This window comes from Pseudomonas salomonii, from assembly GCF_900107155.1.
In the GTDB taxonomy this organism is placed as follows: domain Bacteria; phylum Pseudomonadota; class Gammaproteobacteria; order Pseudomonadales; family Pseudomonadaceae; genus Aquipseudomonas; species Aquipseudomonas salomonii.
Map to the genome: position 1 here is coordinate 161,619 of NZ_FNOX01000014.1, position 21,002 is coordinate 182,620.

Sequence of the window (21,002 nt, forward strand, 5' to 3'; positions counted from 1 at the left end):
TTCTGTGAGGAGTATTGCGATGAGTACTGAAGACAAACGCATACGCGAGTTGGCGCATCAGATCTGGGAGTCCGAAGGCAAGCCCCACGGTGAAGATGCACGCCACTGGGAGATGGCGCGCAAGTTGGCCGAAGCCGAAGCGCTGACCCCGAGCAAACCCAAGGCTGCGGCCAAGCCCAAGACCGCGCCCAAGCCTGCGCCAAAAGCCAAGCCGCCGGCCCCGGCAGCCAGCAAGCCCGCACCGCCGGCGGCCAAGAAGCCTGCGGCGCCGAAAAAGCCCAAGCCTTAACAGCCCACGCGCCGCCTGCCGACACTGTCGGCAGGCGGCCCTTTTTACTTTTTATTGCGTCAGCTGAGCAACCGTCGGCACGGTAGCGCTCGGCCCGAAAAAGACCCTTGCAGGAGCAATTTAATGAGCAAACCCGATAACAACCCAGCCACGCCGGAAAATGAGCCGTCGCGGATTCGTGAAGGTTTGCCCTTCCCTCTAGGCGCCACCTGGGACGGCCTGGGCGTCAACTTTGCGCTGTTCTCAGCCAATGCCACCAAGGTCGAGCTGTGCCTGTTCGATGACACCGGCGAGGTCGAGCTTGAACGGATCGAACTGCCCGAATACACCGACGAAACCTTCCACGGTTACCTGCCCGACGCCCACCCAGGGCTGATTTACGGCTACCGCGTGTACGGTGCGTATGACCCGGCCAATGGTCACCGCTTCAACCACAACAAATTGTTGATCGACCCCTATGCCAAACAGCTGGTGGGTGAACTCAAATGGTCCGAGGCGCTGTTCGGCTACACCATCGGCCACCCGGACGACGACCTCAGTTTCGACGAACGCGACAGCGCGCCCTTCGTGCCCAAGTGCAAGGTCATCGACCCGGCGCACACCTGGGGCAACGACCAGCCGGTGCGGGTGCCATGGGACCGCACGATCATCTACGAAACCCACCTGCGTGGCATCAGCATGCGTCACCCGTCGGTGGGCGAGTCGGTGCGCGGCACCTGTGCCGGGCTGATGGAAGATGACGTGCTCAAGCACATCCGCCAGCTCGGCGTGTCATCCGTTGAACTGCTGCCGGTGCATGCCTTCGTCAACGACCAGCACCTGCTGCAAAAAGGCATGACCAACTATTGGGGCTACAACAGCATCGCGTTTTTTGCGCCCGACCCGCGCTACCTGGCCAGCGGCAAGATCGCCGAGTTCAAGGAGATGGTCGCGCACCTGCATGAACAGAAGCTCGAAGTGATCCTCGACGTGGTCTACAACCACACCGCCGAGGGCAATGAGCGCGGCCCTACCCTGTCGATGCGGGGCATCGACAACGCCTCGTACTATCGGCTGATGCCCGACGACAAGCGCTTCTACATCAACGATTCCGGCACCGGCAATACCCTGGACCTGAGCCACCCCTGCGTGCTGCAAATGGTCACCGACTCCCTGCGTTACTGGGCCACCGAGATGCACGTGGACGGTTTCCGCTTTGACCTGGCGACCATTCTGGGGCGCTACCGCGACGGTTTCGACGAGCGCCACAGCTTCCTCGTGGCCTGCCGCCAAGACCCGGTGCTGCGCCAGCTGAAAATGATCGCCGAGCCCTGGGACTGCGGCCCCGGCGGCTATCAAGTGGGCAACTTCCCACCGGGTTGGGTGGAATGGAACGACCGCTTCCGCGACACCGTGCGCGCCTTCTGGAAAGGCGATGACGGCCAGTTGGCGGACTTTGCCGGGCGCATGACCGCCTCGGGCGAGATGTTCAACCACCGGGGGCGCAGGCCCTACAGCTCGGTGAACTTCATCACCGCCCACGATGGTTTCACCCTGCACGACCTGGTGTCGTACAACGACAAGCACAACGAGGCCAACGACGAGAACAACCAGGACGGCAGCAACAACAACCTGTCCTGGAACCACGGCGTCGAAGGCCCCACCGAAGACCCGGAAATCAACGCCCTGCGCCTGCGCCAGATGCGCAATTTCTTCGCCACGTTGCTGTTGGCCCAAGGCACGCCGATGATCGTGGCCGGTGACGAGTTCGCGCGCACCCAGCACGGCAACAACAATGCCTATTGCCAGGACAGCGAGATCGGCTGGGTCAACTGGGACCTGGACGACGACGGCAAGGCACTGCTCAAGTTCGTCAAACGCCTGATCAAGTTGCGCCTGGCCTACCCGATCCTGCGCCGTGGGCGCTTCCTGGTGGGCGACTACAACGAAGATCTCGGCGTAAAAGACGTGACCTGGCTGGCGCCGGATGGCAACGAGATGAGCACCGAACAGTGGGAAGACAGCCACGGCCGCTGCCTGGGCATGCTGATGGACGGCCGCGCCCAGGAAACCGGGATTCGTCGCCCAGGCGGTGACGCGACCCTGTTGCTGGTGGTCAACGCCCACCACGACATGGTGAATTTCCGCCTGCCGCCGGTGCCCCAGGGGGAATTCTGGACCTGTATGCTCGACACCAATGCCCCGGCAGTGCGTGGGCAGGAACGTTTTGATTTCGAGCACGAATACGCGGTGACGGGCCGTTCCCTGCTGCTGTTCGAACTGCAACGAGATGATGAGGTGTGACATGGCCCTGCATGGATTCCTTCAAGGCAACCGCAGCTACGCCGACACTCAGGCGCTGGGCGTTGCACTGAAGGCACTTCAGGAAGAAGGCCTGGACCAACTGCCATTGCCCGGCAGCGGCCAGACGCTCGAGCGCTTCAGCCGGCTGGCACAGGTGGCAGGTCATGACCTGCGCCTGTGCAAGCTGTTCGAAGGCCACACGGATGCCCTGGCGATCATCGCCGAGCTCGACAGCCCCTTGCCGCCCTTGGGCAGCGTTTGGGGCATGTGGGCCGCCGAACCGCCGACCGCCAAGGTGCGTGTGCGCCGTGACGGTCAGCGCTTGATCGTCGATGGGCGCAAAGCCTGGTGCTCGGGCGCTGCGGTGGTCAGCCATGGTTTGCTGACGGCTTGGGACGAAGACGACCGCCAGCAGTTGGTGGCTGTCGAGATGAACCAGCCCGGCGTCACCGTCACCCACGACGGCTGGAACGCCGTGGGTATGGCGGCCACCGGCAGTGTCGAAATCCTCTTCGATGAGGCCCATGGCATTGCGGTTGGCAAGCCGGGCGACTACCTGTCACGGCCGGGCTTCTGGCACGGCGGCGTCGGTATCGCCGCCTGTTGGTATGGCGGTGCACAACGCCTGGCGGAAGTGCTGCGCGCGCAGTGCAGCCAACGTCCTGAACCCCATGCGTTAGCGCATTTGGGCGCGGTCGACAGCGTGCTCAACAGCGCCGCCTGTGTGCTGCGCGACGCCGCTGAGCAGATTGACCGCGACCCTCGCACCAATGCGCAGCTGTTGGCCCAACAGGCACGGGCGTGTATCGAGGAAACGGTCGAACAGGTCATGCACCATGTCGGTCGCGCGGTGGGTGCCGGGCCTTATTGCAAGGATCCGCACTTCGCCCAGTTGATGGCGGACTTACCCGTGTATGTACGCCAAAGCCACGCCGAGCGCGACCTGGCGGCGTTGGGAAAGCTGGTGGCAGACGAACCCACAGGGAGGTGGCTGTTATGAAACCCAACCCCATCGTTGGCCAGGGCACGCCACTGCACCAGTGGCAAGCTTCCTCCCTGATGGCTCAGTTGCCGCAGATCAGTGTCGAGCAGCTGGTGCCGGCAGGGCATCGCGCTGTCATCATTGCTCCGCACCCGGATGACGAAGTGCTGGGCTGCGGTGGCCTGTTGCAAGGCCTGGCCCTGCTGGGCCGGCCGATCCAGCTGATTTCCGTCACCGATGGCAGCGCCAGTCACCCAGGTTCCAGGCGCTGGCCGGTCCAGCGTTTGAGCGTGGTGCGCCCGCAGGAATCGGCCCAGGCCCTGCACCGCCTCGGCTTGCCGTTGCACAGCTTGAAATGGCTGCGTGCAGGTTTTGCCGACAGCCAGGTGGCGGCCCGTGAAGATGAGTTGAGCGCATTCATAGAGCGTTATCTCAAGCCCACCGACGTGGTGTTCACCACATGGCGCGAAGACGGGCATTGCGACCATGAAGCCGTTGGCCGCGCCAGCGCCAAGGCGGCGCAGGCGGTCGGTGCCACCCTTTACGAGCTGCCCGTGTGGACCTGGCATTGGGCAACGCCCGAAGACAGTCAGGTGCCGTGGCACCGTGCGCGCAAGATCGCGCTGACACCTGAAGCCGTGGCGCGTAAACGTCACGCCATTCATGCCTTTGCCAGCCAGTTGGAGGGCGACCCGCAAGTAGGCCTGGCACCGGTGCTGGCACCCTATGTGGTGGAACGTTTGCTGCAACCTTTTGAAGTGGTGTTTGTATGAGTGTGGCCACGCCGTATTTTGATCAGTTGTTCGCCGGCAATGACGACCCATGGGCCTTTCGCCAGCGCTGGTACGAACAGCGCAAGCGCGCGTTGACCCTGGCCGTGCTGACCCGCCCCCATTACACGTCGATCTTTGAACCCGGTTGCGCCAACGGTGAGCTGAGTGCCGAGTTGGCAGCGCGCTGCGACCGCCTCGTGTGTTGCGACACCGCCGCCGCGGCCGTGGCGCTGGCGCAGACCCGCTTGATGGCGTTTCCCCATGCCCAAGTCCGGCAAAGCCGCCTGCCTCAGGAGTGGCCGCCCGGCCAGTTCGAACTGATCGTGTTGAGCGAGCTTTGCTACTACCTCGATGCCGAAGACTTACAGCGCCTGATCGACTGCGCGCTCAACGCACTGACCGACAACGGCCAACTGCTCGCCTGCCACTGGCGCCCCCGCATCGACGGCTGCCCGCAAACGGCTGAACAGGTGCACGAAATGCTCGCGCAACGCCTGAGCATGGCCCACCTCGTCCAGCATCACGACACTGACTTTCTACTGGACCTGTGGAGCCGTGACGGCACCTCGGTCGCCAGCCATGAGGGCTTGCGATGATCGGCATTCTGATCCCGGTGCATAACGAGGAGGCGCTGTTGGGCGAGTGCCTCAAAGCCGCAATGATTGCAGCCGGCCACCCGGACTTGCTCGGCGAACCGGTGCAGATCCTGGCCGTGCTCGACAGTTGCAGCGATGGCAGCGCGGCGATTGCCCAAGCGTATCCGGTGCAGTGTTTGCAGGTGCAGGCACGTAACGTCGGGCATGTGCGTGGAGTGGGTGCGCGGCACTTGTTGAACCAGGGGGCGCGCTGGATTTCGTGCACCGACGCCGACAGCCGTGTCGCCCCCGACTGGTTGGTGGCGCAACTGGCCTTGGGCGCCGATGCCGTGTGCGGCACGGTAACGGTGGATGCCTGGAGCGAAGGCTTCGATGCCGCCGCCCAGATCCGCTACACCCAAGCCTACGAGGCCGGCGACGGCCATCGGCATATTCACGGTGCCAACCTGGGCGTGAGCGCCGCTGCCTATGTGCAATCCGGTGGTTTCGAGCCGCTGGCCTGCCACGAGGATGTGCAGTTGGTGCGCAACCTGGAACGCTGCGGCGCCTCAATCGCCTGGAGCCACACACCGCAGGTGATCACCAGCGCGCGCCTGAACTGCCGTGCACAGGGCGGTTTTGGTGATTACCTCAAAAGCCTGATGCAGGCCACCTGAAAATTTCCGCCGTGCACGATGTAAAAACGCTGAATCCTTGACTATGCTGAAATCGCCTTGCTGGTCATCCAGGGTTGGATGGCCGCAGTTCATCGCAGCGGAGCCTGTGCTGAGTACAAGAGCGTCGTCCCGTCAACGGGGTACGACCCGGCATCATTCGACAAGGACGTGACACCCATGAAATCTGCCTCATTGAGCGAGGGCCGTCGCGGCCCTGCGCAAATCTGGAACAGTGCGCCGCAGTTGGCGCACATCCCCGTTATCAAGCCCTCCTCCCTGGTGCCACGCGGTGCGCGTGTGGTGGTCATTGCGCCTCACCCCGGCGATGAGGTCCTGGCGTGTGGCGGTTTATTGCAACTGCTCAGCACCCTCAACCACCCACTGCAGTTGATCTCGATCACCGACGGCAGCGCCAGCCACCCAGGCTCGAATGCCTGGCCGGCAAGCCGCCTGAGTGTGATCCGCCCACAGGAAAGCGCCGAAGCGTTGCGGCGCCTGGGCATGCCGCTGCACAGCCTGAAGTGGATTCGCGGCGGGTTTTGTGACAACGCCCTCGCCGCCCGCGAGCAGCCCATGAGCCAGTTCATTGCGCGCTACCTGCAACCGGGCGACGTGGTGTTCACCACCTGGCGCCACGACGGCAACGACGACCATGACGCCGTCGGCCGCGCCAGCGCCAAAGCGTGCATGCTCACCGGCGCGCGCCTGTATGAGCTGCCGATATGGGCCTGGCACTGGCCGCTGCGCGAAGGCTCGGTAATCCCCTGGCAACGCGCGCGCAAAGTGCGCCTGGACAGCTGGAGCGTCGCGCGCAAACTTCACGCCGCCCACGCGTATGCCAGCCAATTGCTCGGCGACCCGGAGATCGGCCTGGCGCCGATGCTTGCCCAGGAATTGCTGGAGCGGATGCGTGAGCCCTATGAGATCGTGTTTGCCTAGGGCAGCACTGGTCTGTACCTGTCAGTTCTCACAGTAGCGTCCGGTTGACTCTGCGACTAAGGTGCAAAAAAACCTGCACAGCTTGATGTGCAGTCGAGAAAGCCATGCCAACTCGTTGCACTAGCCGGGGTTTTCGCCGAACAGGTAAACCGCCGTCCCCGCTCCGTATCGCACGTTTGCTTGCCATGGCTTGAACTGCACCTGTTTGCCCAGGTGCAGGCACTTCCCTTGGACAAGGACACGCCATGCGCACACTGCCGATTTTTTTGACTTCCCTGGGTATCACGTTGATGGCGGCTTGGCCGCTGCCGTCGCTTGGCGCCTGCACGATCAACCTCACCGCCGGCAATGACACCTCAACCTGCGACAGCGGCGGCGCGCCGGGCTTTACCGACACGGCCGGCAACAACACGCTGAACCTCAGCGGCAGCGGCACCCTTAATGGCGATGTCACCTTCGGTGCCGGCAACGACTCGGTAGAGATCAACGGTGCGACAGCTGCAATCAATGGGATGCTGAACCAGGGTGACGGTGAGAATACTTTTCGCCTGACCCTGGGCACTGTCACGGGGTCCATCACCCAAGGAGATGGCGCTGATCGGGTACAGATCAGCGGTGGGCAGGCGGGGGCGATCATCCAGGGCGGGGGTATCGACAATTTTGTCATGAGCGGTGGAACCATCGAATCCTTGGCCCAAGGCGATGGACATGACACTTTTACCCTGACCGGAGGCACCATCAAGGGCGCCTTTGAAGACGGCGATCAAGCCTTGATGACCGGCGGCACCATCGGCCGAGTCGACATGAAACTCGATAACAACGTCTTCGATATGCGCGGCGGAACCATCGTCGGCAACCTGGTCACAGGGCTTGGCCGGGACACCATTCTCGTGTCGGGCACCAGCACCATCGGTGGCAACATCAGCACCAGCGCCGGCGTAGATCTGATTCAGATCAGTGGTGGCAGGGTCAACGGCCAGATCCTCACCAGCTTCGGCGCCGATCAGTTCATCTGGACCGATGGGGGAACCCTCAACGGGGCAGTTCTCATGGGCGCCGACGATGATACCGCTCTGCTGAAAAACCTCAGCGAAACCGTGTTGGCCTCCAACCCCCAGCTGGACGGTGGCCTGGGTAACGACACCCTGACCTTTGACGCCACACAAACCCGTGCCCCGAACCGCTACACCGGCTGGGAACGGGTGTTGTTAGTCAATAGATCAGCCCTGACATTAGGCGGCGTATTTGTGTTGGGAGGCAGCGACACCGGTACCGGCGCAATGAGCATCGATGCAACGAGCCGGTTGAACGTGACCACCGGCACCCTCTCACCCTTCACGGCCGGGCAATTGGCGAGCTTGAACAACGCCGGACTGATCGACATGACCAGCGACAGTTCCAGCGCCGCCGACAGTTTGACGGTCAACGGCAATTACCTGGGCACGGGTGGCCGACTTGCACTGCAAACGGTGTTGGGCGCGGATAACTCCGCCAGCGACAAACTGGTGGTCAGCCACGGCACCCTGCAAGGCACCACGGCGATCAGCATCACCAACCTGGGCGGTGCAGGGGCATTGACCGTGCAGGATGGCATTGAGGTGGTGCAGGCAACCCAGGGCGCCACCAGCAGCGTCGGTGCCTTCTCGCTGGCAGGCCCCGTGTCTGCCGGTGCATTTGACTATCACTTGTTTAAAGGCGGCGTGACCGCAGGTACCGAGCAAAATTACTACCTGCGCTCTACTGTGCCTGCCATCCCCACACCCGGTGCGGTGATAGCGGCGCCCGCCCCAGCGCCTGGCACACCGGCATTGCCACCCAGCTCGGGCAGCGCTGCCATCCCCCTCTACCGCGCCGAAGTGCCGGTTTACTCGGTGCTCTTTGAGGCCGCCGAGCAAATCGTGCAAGGCATGCTGGGGACTTACCACGAACGCGTGGGCGATCAGCGCCAGCAGCAACAAACCGGAGTTTTCCCCACGGGCTGGGCCAGGGTGTATGGCGGCAACAGTCGCCAAAGCTTCGCCGGAACGGTCAGCCCGACGCTGGACAGCTCAGTGTCGGCGTTTCAGGTGGGCAGCGACCTGTACGCCACCACCACGGACAGCGGCCAGGCTCATCGAGTCGGCTTTTTTGTCGGTTACAGCCGTTTGCAAGGTGACGTCAAGGGTTTCAACGGTGGCTTCCAGGGCAAGGATGCGGGCAGCCTCACCTTGCGCGGCGACAGCCTGGGCGTCTACTGGACACTGATCGGCGCCAACCGCGCTTATCTGGACCTGGTGGTGATGGGCACTCGTTTCACAGGCAACAATGAGTCCGACCGGGGCATCAAGATGAAAACCAAAGGCAGCAATGCACTGGCGTCCGCCGAGGTGGGCTGGCCATCTACCGTGAGCGCACACTGGGAACTGGAGCCACAAGCCCAGCTCATCGTCGACCGCACCCGACTGGACAGCCAGCAAGACCGGATCTCCGCCGTCACCTACGACGCCGACACCCACCTCACCACCCGCCTGGGTGCCCGCCTGCGCGGCAGTTATGAGCTGCGTGGCATGCCGCTGCAGCCGTATGTGCGCGCCAACGTCTGGCATGCCCGCGCCGGCACCAACACCCTAAGATTCGACGATGCTACCGACATAGACACCGAGCAAAAATCGACCACGCTGGACCTCAACCTCGGCGCCACCTTGACCGTTGCCCAAGGCATCAGCCTGTACGGCCAACTGGGCTACAACCGCAACCTGGACAGCAACGCGCTGAATGGTCGCCAAGGCACACTGGGGCTTCGAATGGATTTCTGATCCGCGTAGGTGTATCGCACTGTGTACAGAACGCGTTGCGATACACAGTGTTTAACCCATGCCACTTCCTGAAACACAGCCGACACAGCACGACGTTCAACTGAGCACAAGGCACACATCAAGCCCAAGGAGGCTCGCCATGCACGCTCAGTTGAAACGCCGTCCACTTTTCCTCGCCTTTGCCCTGTTGCCCTTCGCTGCCGTGGGCATGGCCCATGCCGAGATGCCCGAGCCGCAACCCGCGGCAGCGCAGTACCCAGCCGGTTTCGGCACGCTCAAGCACATCAGGGCCGGCCTGCTGGATGTAGCCTACGCCGAGGTCGGCCCGGCCAATGGCCAAGTGGTGATTCTGCTGCATGGCTGGCCCTACGATATCGACAGCTACGCCAACGTCGCGCCGCTGTTGGCCGCCAAGGGCTATCGCGTGTTGATCCCGTATGCCCGTGGTTATGGCGACACGCGTTTTCTGTCGGATAAGACCCCGCGCAACGGTGAACCGGCAGCGTTGGCCCAGGATGTGATCGACTTCATGGACGCGCTGAAGATCCGGCAAGCGGTGCTGGGCGGTTATGACTGGGGTGCACGTTCGGCGGATATTGTCTCGGCGCTGTGGCCCGAACGCGTGAAGGCGTTGGTGTCCGTCAGTGGCTACCTGATCGGTAACCAGGCCGCCGGCAAAAAACCGCTGCCACCCACAGCGGAATTGCAGTGGTGGTACCAGTTCTACTTCGCCACCGAACGCGGCGCCGCCGGTTACCAGAAAAACACCCACGATTTCGCCAAGCTGATCTGGCAGACCGCCTCGCCGAAGTGGGCCTTTGACGACGCCACCTTCGAGCGCAGCGCCAAAGGCCTGGACAACCCCGATCACGTGGCCATCACGGTGTTCAACTACCGCTGGCGCCTCGGCCTGGTGCAGGGCGAAGCGCAATACGCGGCCCTGCAGCGAACACTGGCGCAGTCGCCGAGCATCGGCGTGCCGACCATCACCCTTGAAGGCGACGCCAACGGTGCGCCGCACCCGCTACCCGAGGACTACGCCAAACGTTTTACCGGCAAGTACCAGTTCCGTCTGGTCAGCGGCGGCATCGGCCATAACCTGCCGCAAGAAGCGCCGGCAGCGTTTGCCAAGGCCGTGATAGACGCCGACCAGCTGTGACGGTTCTAGCCATATGCCACTCTGGAAAATGTGAAATTTTTGTTAACTATGCCTCCCCAAAGGCTTTTTTGCTTCGCACCGATCCGCCACACTAATGCGAATAATTATCAACAGATTTATTATTAGCCAGGGACGGCGTTCAGGGGAGACTCCGTTTCATGTCTGTACAACTTCATGGTGGCAAAGCTTTTACACCCAGTTTGATGGCGTTGGCGGTTTGTCTTGCCACCTCACCTGCGGCCTTCGCCGCCGACGCGCAACAGCCGCCAGAGGTGGTTGAGCTGGGTGCGACGCAGATCAACACTGAGCAAGTCCTCGGTGCGACGACCGAAGGCAGCCAGTCCTACACCACCGGCTCGATGGCAACCGCGACCAAACTGCCGCTTACCCTGCGTGAAACCCCGCAAGCGGTCACGGTCATTACCCGTCAGCGGATGGACGACCAGGCGATGACCAGCATCAACGACGTGGTAAAAGCCACGCCAGGTCTGTTCCTGAATTTCTCCAGTGGCCCTGGGCGGGAATCCTATACCTCACGTGGTTTCGACATCGACAACCTGATGTATGACGGCATCCCCACCGGCTATAACGGCGTTTCAGTCGGCGCCCAGCCGAACCTGGCAATGTTCGACCGCGTCGAGATCGTGCGCGGCGCCACCGGTTTGGTGACTGGCGCAGGCAACCCTTCGGCGGCCATCAACCTGATACGCAAGCGACCACTGGACGAGCAGAAGGTCACCCTCACCGGCGCCGCCGGCAGCTGGGACGACTACCGTGGCGAGCTGGACGCCTCCAGCCCACTCAATGACAGCGGCACTTGGCGCGGCCGGGTTGTGACTTCTTACCGTGATGCCAATGGTTTTATCGACAAAGCCAAGGAAGACCATGGCCTGTTCTATGCCGTCACCGAGGCAGACCTCAGCGAAGACACCACTTTGACCCTCGGTTTCTCGAACCAAAAGGACAAAACCAACTATTTCTGGGGTTCTTCGATGGTCGGCCAGGACGGCCATCACTTGAACCTGCCGCGCTCCTACAACCCAGGGACCAGCTGGGAGAACAAGGACCAGGAGATCAACACGGTGTTTGCCGAGCTGCGTCAGCGCCTGGCCAACGACTGGAAACTGCAGATCAACGCCAACTACGCTGAGCAGGACGCGCTGTTTTCGGGCTCCTATCAGTCGCGCTGGGTCAATAACACCCTGGCGCGCACGGTCTACCAGGCCTCTTACGATGAAGACCAGGCCGGCGTCGACGCCTTCGCCAGCGGCCCCTTTCAGGCCTTCGGGCGTACCCACGAATTGGTGGTCGGCGCCAGCCGCCGCATCTATGACATGACCACCCACAACTACAGCCCGTACAACTTGAACTGGCCGCTGACGGCGGGCAAACCGGATTTCGTCCACACCACCAACGACCGCGACGTCACCACCCAGGACGGCGTCTACCTCACCACACGCCTGAGCCTGGCCGACCCGTTGAAGCTGATCCTCGGCGCCCGTCTGGACTGGTATGACTACGATGCCCATGGCAGCAACGATGGCGATTACCATGTAACGCGCAACCTCACCCGCTACGCCGGACTTATCTACGATCTGGACGACCACCACTCGGTGTATGTCAGCTACAGCGACATCTTTACCCCGCAGAGTGACAAGGACAGCACCGGCACACCGCTCAAACCGATTGTCGGCAAGAATTATGAGGTCGGTATCAAGGGCGAATACCTGGGCGGCGCATTGAATGCGAGCGTCGCGCTGTTTCGTGTAGACCAGGAAAACCGTGCCGTGGCGGTGGTGGTACCGAACTGCCCGCAGGCATCCTGCGCGATAGCCTCAGGCGAAATTCGCAGCCAGGGTATCGACATGGAACTGCAGGGCGCATTGACCCCCAATTGGCAGGTTGGCGGCGGCTACACCTATGCGCGCACCCACACCATCAAGGATGACGCCAACCCGCAAAATGTTAACAAACAGTTCGACACCGACATCCCGGAACACTTGTTCAAACTGACCACCAACTACCACTTCCAGGGCGCTCTGGAAAAACTCCGCATAGGCGGCAACGTCTACTGGCAAAGCCGTTTGTACAACGACTTCAAAGTCGCGGACGGCAGCACCTACCGCCTCAAGCAAGGCGCCTATGCCGTGACCGACCTGATGGCTGGCTACCAGGTCAACCAGCATCTGGACCTGCAGCTCAATGCCAACAACATCTTTGATCGCACCTATTACCAGTCCATCTCCAACTCCGTGAGCTACGGCGGTGACTCCTACGGCGCCCCGCGCAATATGATGGTGACCGCCAAATATAGCTTCTGATCCTGTTTGTATTTTCGGTCGCCCACTCGGGCGACCGCTCTTAAGTCTTCCTGTCCACTGCCGATAACGATTTGTTACAGCTGATCCGGCAAAAAAACCCTGATACCTGCTTTGCTTTTTACCGGCGGCCCATCGTGGCACGCCGCATGCTTTGTTCCTGGCTCGACCACATGGAGTAAAAGTGAATGCCCGCACGCGCACGCTTCCTGGAGCACTACCGCAAAGCCGACCGCATCATGCTGGCGTTGATCTGGCTGATGTTTCTATTCTCCCTGGGCCTGGCCTTCTGGCACGACACCTGGCTGCAAGCCGTGCTCGTCGGCGGCGGCGCCAGTGTGGTGCTTACCCTGCTCTATCGCGCCCTCAGTGGCACCCGTTTGATGCGCTGTTTGCTCGGCGCCGGCCTGATGGTCATGGCCGCGCTGCAGATCAACCAGGCGCAGGGCCTGATCGAAGCGCACTTCGGTATCTTCGCGCTGCTGGCGGTGTTGACGTTTTACCGCGACTGGCTGCCGATCCTGGTGGCCGCAGTGACCATCGCCGTCCACCACGTGGTGTTTCACGCGTTGCAGCACCAGGGTTTCCCGGTGTTTGTGATGGACCATCATGGCGGCTGGAACATGGTGTTCGTGCACGCCTTTTACGTAGTGATGGAGACGGTCGCCCTGCTCTACCTCGCCATTCATAGCCAGGCCGAGGCGGTCGAAAGCCAGGAGATGCTGGAAAAAATGCTCGCCGTGACCTCCCAGCTCACCGTTGAAACCGCCCAGGGTGAAGGCAAGGCGCATGTGTCCCTGGCCAAGCGTTTCGACCACTTCCTGCAGCAGATCACCCACCTGATCGATGGCGTGACCCGTGACTCCCAGGGTCTCGGCCAACTCGGACAGGCGTTGGCCAGCGCCAGCGGCACCCTGGAAACCGGTGCCCGCCATCAGTTGGCGCAAATCAACCAGATGACCGGCTCCATGCAGCGCATGGAAGACGCCACCGGCCACATTACCCTGCACGTGGAACAAGCCGTGGAACATGCGGGCAAGGCCAGCCAACAGATTGCACGAGGCCAGGACAGTGTCGGTCGCGCCCAGCATGAAATCACCCAATTGGCCTCACGTATCAACGGCACCAATGAGACGGTGCAAGGCCTGGCCACGCAAGCCGAACAGATCGGCTCGGTACTCGAAGTGATCAGCAGCATCGCCAATCAGACCAACCTGTTGGCGCTCAACGCCGCCATCGAAGCCGCTCGCGCCGGCGAGCAAGGCCGAGGTTTTGCGGTGGTCGCCGACGAGGTCCGCAGCCTGGCGCAACGCACCGCCGTCTCCACCCAGGAAATCAAACAGATCATCGAGGGCCTGCAACACGGCAGCCGCCAGGCCGTCGAGGCGATGCACGACAGTCAGGCCGGCGTGGCGCGCTGTGTGCAGGACAGCCAACTGGCGGTGGAAATGTTACAGGCCGTAGGTGCCGACATCGCGCATATCGACGAGCTGAACGGACGAATCGTGACGACCACTCGCGAACAGACCTCGGCCAACCTGGAGATAGTCGGGCGCCTGCAGTCTGTGCAGAGCATTGCACAAAGCACCGCGGATGATGTGGAAACCCTGGCGCGCAGCAGTGAGCGGTTGCCGCCGATCGCGGTAAGGCTGGATGCGTTGGGGAGGAGGTTTCATCCGTGACGATTGCCGTTGATGCCGTGTTGCTGCGGCCATAACGCTGTCACACCGAGCGAGGTTCAACGCATAGCTAGCCACACGAATCATGATGATCCATCGCCAAAATAATGGCATAGTGATATCATCAAAAAATCACCTCTGCCTTCCAGCAAAGGTGACGAATAACTGCGTGCTTTTTCAAGAGCCCTCTCTATCGCGCAGAATGCCTGCTTAAGAAAATACAGTTGAAAGGACGCACGATGAGAAATCAAAGCCGGAAGATTGAAATCTTCCTAAAGGATGGCTTCCAAGTCGGCACTATCAAGGCTGGCGATGTTGATACGGTGTTAAGAGCAATCGAAGGACACTCAGCGCCGTCGCCAATTATATTTAAACAGGGCGATGACGTATTGAAAGGGGTGTACTCGGAAATCACCTCAGGTTTAATCGTGCCCTTGGACCAGGTCCGCACGCAATACTTCCATAAAGAACAAATCCTGGTGTACGCCAAGGGTGTAAATCTTTTTTAGCCTGCTCATTACAGCAACACCCCACTGTTCCAGTGGCGAATTCACCTGCATTCCCCAGGGAAAGACAAAGGATTGACAATGCCTATCTTCAAATATTACCGGCCCAACCACTATTTTGAAAAAGCCATTCGTTATAATGAGCTTTACTTTTCTGCCAACCATGAATTGAACGACCCCAATGATCTTAAGGCAACCTACTACTTCGAAGACAGCCCTGAGTTGTGGAAGCGTCTACTCTCGTCAGACTCGATTAGCCCGGTATGGAATATTTCACTGCATGTATCATGCAATGACGACGAATTAATCTCGCAACTGAACAGTTTATTTAAAGACGTTGAAATCGATTCACTGACGGGTTCAGTACGCGAAACAATCAAAAGCAAAGAGCCAGAACTCAAGGACCTGTTTGAACGCTCGATCATTGACAACACTGAACATAACGACTCCGACTTTTCACAGAAATCATCTAAAAAAGATCGTGCCAGCCTGTGCGTCCTGATAATAACTGAGTTACTCGCCAGAGCAATCAATCATAATTTCTACAGCGTGTCTTTTTCAAAAAACGCTTTGGAACTGAAGATGTGGGCTCACTACGCAGATGGGTTTAAAGGTTGCGTACTGATCTACGGCGGGGCCGATGGCCCTACTATAAACCTGCGACCACACCTTATGTCTGATACGCATCAGGTCTACCCGCTGCGCGAAGTTAAATACATAGACTCAAGCAAGAAGATCCCCCTGCTGGAATGCGCAACGAAAGGCAAAGCCAAGGTGGAGGAAGCCTTCCTGCAAAAAAATTCATTTTGGGACTATGAAAGTGAACTAAGAATTTTCACCATCGAAGAAATTAAAACGCACTTCATGGCTGCCAGTGACCAAACACCGAAAAACCCGAGGCAGCGTATTTTTCATCACGGGACAAATTTTATCGTCGGTGTCATATTTGGTCCTCGCGTTGAAGATTCCTATCAACGGGCCGTTGAAGCAACGCTGGCGAGCAACAGGCAGTACGCCGATGAAAAGCTGCCCTTCTTCTCTTTCAACACCGTTTTGGACCCGCAGGGTCGACTGGAAATAAGCACGGCCGCAAAAGTCATTGACCAGACCCTCTTCAGGCAAATCTTTGAGCATGAAGAAAAGCAAAAATTGCTGCAGGGGCTCGGCATTATCAATGCCAGTCGGTGAGGCCAAACACTGTAAACAGGCCGTTCATCCGGCCCACGCCGAGCTCAATGAGGTTGCGCCCTCCACCGCTGGCAACCGATCAGAGTGCGCAGCTGGGTAGGTAGGAAATGAGACGGGTCTATTTTTAATCAACTACACTCGTCTTTTTCTGTTTTTTGCCCTCGCGCCGCTTTTTTACAGGTTCAAAACGATGCCTGTGACACGCGCAAAAATCACGAGTGCTTATTGAAATAACGCTCCATGCGTGTGACATGAGCGGCCTTCTCTGCACGCGTAATAACCCGGGCGATCGCATCCAGACCCGGATAAACAAGCGCTAAGTAATGCCCGCTTTTTGCAGCGTGCGTTTCAGTCGCTTCATGTCACTGTTGACAATGAATTTGTGCACAGGCCCAACCGGCAACATGTACACGCGCCCAAAGGTGTTATGGGTGATCACCGATGAGGTAATCGTGAACTCGCGGTCGCTGACAGAAAGGCAAATCATCACATCCAGGTGCCGGTCGCGCTCGGTCAGCACCAGCACCTCGAGAGCGCTGTGTTCCACCAGAAAAAAGTCCAACCGCTCGCCCGCCTGCACCGCATTTCTCGGTGTGCCGGAAAACCCACCGATGCGTTTCACACCAAACAGCGAAGAAATCCCGTCGCGGATCCGAAAAGCCAACGGCATCGGCCACCCGCGCTCGGCGGTCACAATGTTCCAGGCTTCCAGTGCGGTGACATCAGTTGGCAACATGACCGACCTGCGGTCGTAGTAGTCCAGCTCTGCCGGTGTGCCCAGTGTGTAAACAACATCCGTGTTAGCCAACTATTATCTCCTTGAAAAGCGCGGGTCGTGACAGGTCTGAATGGTAAGTAAAGCGCGATACGAGCGCTTGCGGCAACACTCAAGACAAACGCACGCTACGGGACCCGCATCGACGCGGGTCCCGTAGATCTTTCAAGCTGAAAACGCGCGCACCGACGGCTTATTCCGTGGCCTCAAATGCCTTGTGAAATTGCACAACACCTATTGGTAACTCACCACCAAAACTCAAGCTTTGGAAGTATTCCTGTGGAACTCCAGGCAGCTCCAGCCCCGCGTGAGCCTTGAAGCCAAAGCGACCGTAGTAGCCAGGATTGCCCAACACGACACAGCCATTTGCACCTTTGCCTTGCAACTTGGCAAGCGCGGTTTTCATCAAGGATGAACCAATCCGCAGGCCTTGGCGTTCAGGCAATACGGATATCGGCCCCAGCCCATACCAACCCGCAGCGCCGGAAGACACGGTAACTGGGGAAATGGCGATGTGCCCGACGATTTCATCATTCACGACCGCCACCAGCGAAACGGTTAATTGCCCGGCTTGGCGCAGTGCATCGACAATGAATTGCTCGGTGTGGCTGGAATGCGCTTCGCTCTGGAATGCCTCAGTTGTCACTGCGGATATACGTTTACTGTCTTCAGGTAGTTCATTGCGGATATTCAGGCTCATATTCAAGTGCTCTCGGGTGTCTTGATCAATCAGGCCGCGTAGCGTGCGGAACAGATCGGTAGTTTTTGTGTATTGGTCGCCATAGGTCAGGTTAAACGCGTAATCAAAACCAACTGGGTTGATGCCTTGGTTGTGCTGCAGGATCGTTTCCAGCTTGTCCAGCGCTTTCACAGCCAGGGCCTCAGGGGAGCCGGCGTTTTCGTAGTCCTCCCACAGCGTCATTATTTGCGTGCGCAAACCTTCATCCAGCGAACGCGTGAGCTGTAAGAGGTCGGCGCGCTCTTGCTCGGTTTTATCTGGAAAGTCGTTCTTGCTCACAGCGGGAATATCGCCGCTTATGGCCTCACCCAGATCATGAATCAGGCAAAGCTTGAGCACTTTCAACAGATCAAGGCCTTTGAGTTCGTCAGCGAACACCATCGCCATCAGGCTTAATCGCCAACTATGCTCGGCCGTACTTTCCTGGCGACCGGATGAGGTGTGGGCACTTCTGAGCACACTTTTGAGTTGCTCCGCTTCGCGCAGGAATTCCAGGCGCCCTTTGAGTGTTTCAATGTTCATGACAACTCCGATAATTAACGGTTATCCAGTTGCGGACGCACCGCCTGCAACCCTGACTTGTTCACACGATAAGGCTGGCCGTCTATGGACTTGAGCAATCGCTTGGCCCTTAGTTTGTTAAACACGCTGAGCGTGCAGTCAGCAAGCAAATAGCCTTCTCGGGTATAGCATTCCACCGCCCTCACCCGACCTGACGCGTCGCGTTGGTGTGAGATGCGGCCGCCTTTTGCGAGGACGTGCAGCGTCCGTTGTTCCGATTTGGAAATATTCATACTGTCCACCTAATAAGTCTCAGGACGGGGTGAACGCTGCGTCGTTACTAGGCGCTGTTTTTCTGCAATACGAAAAACTGATAGCCGTAGTCATCCAGAAAGCGCTCGTGGATATCAATCTCTTCCTTGATGTCTGCCAGAGCATTTGAGGAAAAGTCGCTTGCAGATACTTCTGCAACCTTTTTACGCAAGGGCGCCACGTAGTTTTCCCACGCGTGGCGACTCAAGGCAAAACTGTGCAGGAGCCGATAACCCAGGGGGACCATGTTGGAAACTCGGTCCTGAAGCGTGGTCATGTCTGGATAGTTTTTCTTCCAGAATGAAAACGCTTCAGCGTGCGGGCTATCGGTTAACCAGATCAAATCACTGACCACCAGAAAACCATGCGGCTTGATCAACCGTCGCCAGCTTTTGAGCGCATGCCCAAAGCCCATGATGTAAGCACTGCCTTCGGCCCAAATGGCATCAAATGAACCGTCTTCAAAGGGCAATTCAGTCATGCTGGCGCACAGGAGCCGGATACGCTGTTCCAACGCATTGGCCGCGACGGCCGCCTGCACGTGGGCCAGGCTGTATTCGTCGTTGTCCACGGCGGTAACCTGCCCTTGGGTATGCTGTGCCAGTAACAGCGTGCTCACACCCCGGCCGCAACCGATGTCCAGCAGCGTCTTCGGAACAGCGGGCAATGCATTCAGGGCTGCCAATGTGTCTTCGGCAGAGCCCGGCCCCAGGCGATCCAAACTATCAAAGAGTCGCTCGAAATCGGCCATATAGTGGTCATGTTCATTCATATCCTTTGATAACCACTTCAGGCGCAACGCCTGCTTTTCGTTGAAGCCCTGTTTGAGCAACCAGCCCAGATGCGCGCCTGGGGCCTGGTTCTCCAACGCCTGGTGCCAGCCACGCATCGAGGCTTGCCCCAGCATGGCTGCGAGCAGATCCCGGGATTGTTGTTTCTGCGCAATCTCGTGTTCCAGCGTCTGTAACCGCTCAAGCAACAATGCCCTGTCGATACGCGTGTCCAGGCACGCCTGGCACTCTTTCAACGTCAGCCCACCGGCTTGCAGCTGCTGCAGCAACTTCAACTGTTGCAGGTCATGCGTCGAATACGCGCGATACCCATTGGCCTGACGCTTGGAGCTGATCAGCCCCAGCTTTTCGTAATAGAGCAGCGTCGAACGGCTTAAACCCACTTTCAGCGCCAACTCGGAAATACGATACATAACCTGTCCCTCGATCCATGGCGTCCAACATAAACTATGAAGCTATAGACAGGTAAAGGGGCAAATTTGCCGAAATGGTGTTTTTATTGCGGCCTTTTCTATGCGGGTAGAAGTCCGGTGTGTGGATTGTCCAATCCCCTCAAGACCCCTTATCCTCTTCGGTCCCGCTCGACCCACTCCGGAGCCGCCATGGACCTCGCCACGCTCGCCCTCTTTCTCCCCGCCTGCTTTGCCCTGAACATGGCGCCCGGCCCCAACAACCTGTTGTCCGTGAGCAATTCCACGCGTTATGGCTATCGCACTTCTTGCCTTGCGGGTATTGGCCGTTTGCTGGCCTTTGCCGGCATGATCGCCCTCGCCTCTGCCGGTTTGGCGGTGGTGTTGCAGACTTCGGAGCTGCTGTTCTACGGGATCAAGATTCTCGGTGCGGCGTATCTGTTTTATCTGGCGTTCCAGTTGTGGCGGGCTAATCCGCAGAGAGAAGCCGAATCAGCGACGGGCAAGGTGGGATTGTGGGCCTTGGCGCGTCAGGAGTTTCTGGTGGCGGCCGGCAACCCTAAAGCCATCCTGATCTTCACCGCGTTCCTCCCGCAATTCGTGGTGCCCGGCCAACCGATCACCCCACAATTCGCGCTGCTGGGTGCGATGTTCCTGGGTTTGGAATGGATAGCGATCAGCGCTTACGCCTACATGGGCACGCACATGCGCCGATGGTTTGCCGAACCTGGCGGCAAGCGGCTTTTCAATCGCTGCTGCGCCGGGTTGTTGTCGGCGGCGGCGACGGTGCTGCTGATGGCGCGCAGGGCCTGAGGGTGGCTCCGCGCACTCAACTAACATGGACACCCTGAATAGAGAGAACGCGACATGACCCGAACCGAACTCGCCGACTTTTACCAAGGCTACATCGACTGCCTCAACCGCCAGGACTGGGAGCACCTGGGACACTTCGTCCACCCGCAGGTGACCTACAACGCCAGCCCCATCGGCCTGGCAGGCTACCGCGCCATGCTGGAACGCGATTTTCGTGAGATCCCCGACCTGGTGTTTCGCATCCAACTGCTGGTAGCCGACCCGCCGACCGTCGCCAGCCGGTTGAATTTCACCGTGAGCCCCCGAGGTGAATTCTTCGGGCTGCCGATCAATGGCAGGACGGTGACCTTCGATGAAAACGTATTCTACGAGTGCCGGGATGCGAAAATTGCGCAGGTCTGGTCGGTCATCGACAAAGCCGCAATAGCTCTACAGCTGATACCCGGTAAGCCTTGATCAACCGTCGTCTAGACTCTCTACACCCAATCAACCCGTGGA

Annotated in this window: 19 protein-coding genes and 1 pseudogene; 15 read left to right on the forward strand and 5 right to left on the reverse strand. The window is 59.4% G+C overall.

Annotated features, from left to right (window positions below; all coding sequences use genetic code 11):
* Positions 1–19 precede the first annotated feature (19 nt).
* The 13 genes from BLV67_RS27585 (at position 20) to BLV67_RS27645 (ending at position 16,163) form a co-directional block, all read left to right on the forward strand.
* On the forward strand, positions 20–289 hold the full coding sequence (locus tag BLV67_RS27585) for a DUF2934 domain-containing protein (protein ID WP_017138916.1): 270 nt from the start codon (positions 20–22) through the stop codon (positions 287–289).
* Positions 290–412: 123 nt separating this feature from the next.
* The gene (gene glgX / locus BLV67_RS27590; protein WP_065931574.1) at positions 413–2,572 is read left to right on the forward strand and encodes a glycogen debranching protein GlgX; all 2,160 of its coding nucleotides are present in this window, start codon (positions 413–415) and stop codon (positions 2,570–2,572) included.
* A 1-nt stretch (position 2,573) separates the two neighbouring features.
* On the forward strand, positions 2,574–3,572 hold the full coding sequence (locus BLV67_RS27595) for an acyl-CoA dehydrogenase family protein (protein WP_069787363.1): 999 nt from the start codon (positions 2,574–2,576) through the stop codon (positions 3,570–3,572).
* On the forward strand, positions 3,569–4,327 hold the full coding sequence (locus BLV67_RS27600) for a PIG-L deacetylase family protein (protein ID WP_069787362.1): 759 nt from the start codon (positions 3,569–3,571) through the stop codon (positions 4,325–4,327). The genes BLV67_RS27595 and BLV67_RS27600 overlap by 4 nt, the downstream gene beginning before the upstream one ends.
* A complete protein-coding gene (locus tag BLV67_RS27605; protein ID WP_069787361.1) occupies positions 4,324–4,923 on the forward strand; it encodes an SAM-dependent methyltransferase in 600 nt (199 codons plus the stop codon). The genes BLV67_RS27600 and BLV67_RS27605 overlap by 4 nt, the downstream gene beginning before the upstream one ends.
* Positions 4,920–5,579 carry a glycosyltransferase family 2 protein gene (locus BLV67_RS27610; protein ID WP_069787360.1) on the forward strand — a complete coding sequence of 220 codons (660 nt, stop codon included), beginning with the start codon at positions 4,920–4,922 and terminating at the stop codon, positions 5,577–5,579. Before BLV67_RS27605 ends, BLV67_RS27610 begins: the two co-directional genes overlap by 4 nt.
* A 177-nt stretch (positions 5,580–5,756) precedes the next feature.
* Positions 5,757–6,518 (forward strand): PIG-L deacetylase family protein, encoded by a 762-nt coding sequence (locus BLV67_RS27615; RefSeq protein WP_069787359.1) that lies wholly within the window; start codon positions 5,757–5,759, stop codon positions 6,516–6,518.
* Positions 6,519–6,763: 245 nt separating this feature from the next.
* Positions 6,764–9,313 carry an autotransporter family protein gene (locus BLV67_RS27620; RefSeq protein ID WP_069787358.1) on the forward strand — a complete coding sequence of 850 codons (2,550 nt, stop codon included), beginning with the start codon at positions 6,764–6,766 and terminating at the stop codon, positions 9,311–9,313.
* Between the two features lie 139 nt (positions 9,314–9,452).
* Entirely contained in the window at positions 9,453–10,472 is a 1,020-nt protein-coding gene (locus tag BLV67_RS27625) for an alpha/beta fold hydrolase (protein ID WP_069787357.1), read from the forward strand.
* A gap of 158 nt (positions 10,473–10,630) precedes the next feature.
* Entirely contained in the window at positions 10,631–12,793 is a 2,163-nt protein-coding gene (locus BLV67_RS27630) for a TonB-dependent siderophore receptor (RefSeq protein WP_065931582.1), read from the forward strand.
* Between the two features lie 974 nt (positions 12,794–13,767).
* Positions 13,768–14,472, forward strand: coding sequence for a methyl-accepting chemotaxis protein (locus BLV67_RS33765; protein WP_256122277.1), 705 nt, complete (start codon positions 13,768–13,770; stop codon positions 14,470–14,472).
* A gap of 236 nt (positions 14,473–14,708) precedes the next feature.
* Positions 14,709–14,978 carry a hypothetical protein gene (locus tag BLV67_RS27640; protein ID WP_069787355.1) on the forward strand — a complete coding sequence of 90 codons (270 nt, stop codon included), beginning with the start codon at positions 14,709–14,711 and terminating at the stop codon, positions 14,976–14,978.
* A gap of 78 nt (positions 14,979–15,056) precedes the next feature.
* The gene (locus BLV67_RS27645) at positions 15,057–16,163 is read left to right on the forward strand and encodes a DUF2971 domain-containing protein (RefSeq protein WP_069787354.1); all 1,107 of its coding nucleotides are present in this window, start codon (positions 15,057–15,059) and stop codon (positions 16,161–16,163) included.
* Positions 16,164–16,479: 316 nt separating this feature from the next.
* Here BLV67_RS27645 and BLV67_RS27650 read toward each other — a convergent pair whose 3' ends face one another.
* From BLV67_RS27650 to BLV67_RS27665, 5 genes and pseudogenes are all read right to left on the reverse strand, one after another.
* A complete protein-coding gene (locus BLV67_RS27650) occupies positions 16,480–16,971 on the reverse strand; it encodes a DUF2867 domain-containing protein (protein ID WP_069787353.1) in 492 nt (163 codons plus the stop codon).
* A gap of 160 nt (positions 16,972–17,131) precedes the next feature.
* Positions 17,132–17,638 carry a GNAT family N-acetyltransferase gene (locus BLV67_RS33435; RefSeq protein WP_244160792.1) on the reverse strand — a complete coding sequence of 169 codons (507 nt, stop codon included), beginning with the start codon at positions 17,636–17,638 and terminating at the stop codon, positions 17,132–17,134.
* Positions 17,639–17,641: 3 nt separating this feature from the next.
* Positions 17,642–18,199, reverse strand: a pseudogene (locus BLV67_RS33440) (HD domain-containing protein); the annotation flags it as partial.
* Between the two features lie 14 nt (positions 18,200–18,213).
* Complete coding sequence (locus BLV67_RS27660; RefSeq protein ID WP_074854559.1) at positions 18,214–18,471, reverse strand: YjhX family toxin; 258 nt, start codon at positions 18,469–18,471, stop codon at positions 18,214–18,216.
* A 47-nt stretch (positions 18,472–18,518) separates the two neighbouring features.
* Positions 18,519–19,694 (reverse strand): MerR family transcriptional regulator, encoded by a 1,176-nt coding sequence (locus BLV67_RS27665; protein ID WP_069787352.1) that lies wholly within the window; start codon positions 19,692–19,694, stop codon positions 18,519–18,521.
* Between the two features lie 189 nt (positions 19,695–19,883).
* Between BLV67_RS27665 and BLV67_RS27670 the strand changes: the two genes are divergently transcribed.
* Complete coding sequence (locus BLV67_RS27670) at positions 19,884–20,504, forward strand: LysE family translocator (protein ID WP_069787351.1); 621 nt, start codon at positions 19,884–19,886, stop codon at positions 20,502–20,504.
* 54 nt (positions 20,505–20,558) lie between these two features.
* The gene (locus BLV67_RS27675; RefSeq protein ID WP_069787350.1) at positions 20,559–20,960 is read left to right on the forward strand and encodes an ester cyclase; all 402 of its coding nucleotides are present in this window, start codon (positions 20,559–20,561) and stop codon (positions 20,958–20,960) included.
* Positions 20,961–21,002: the final 42 nt, after the last annotated feature.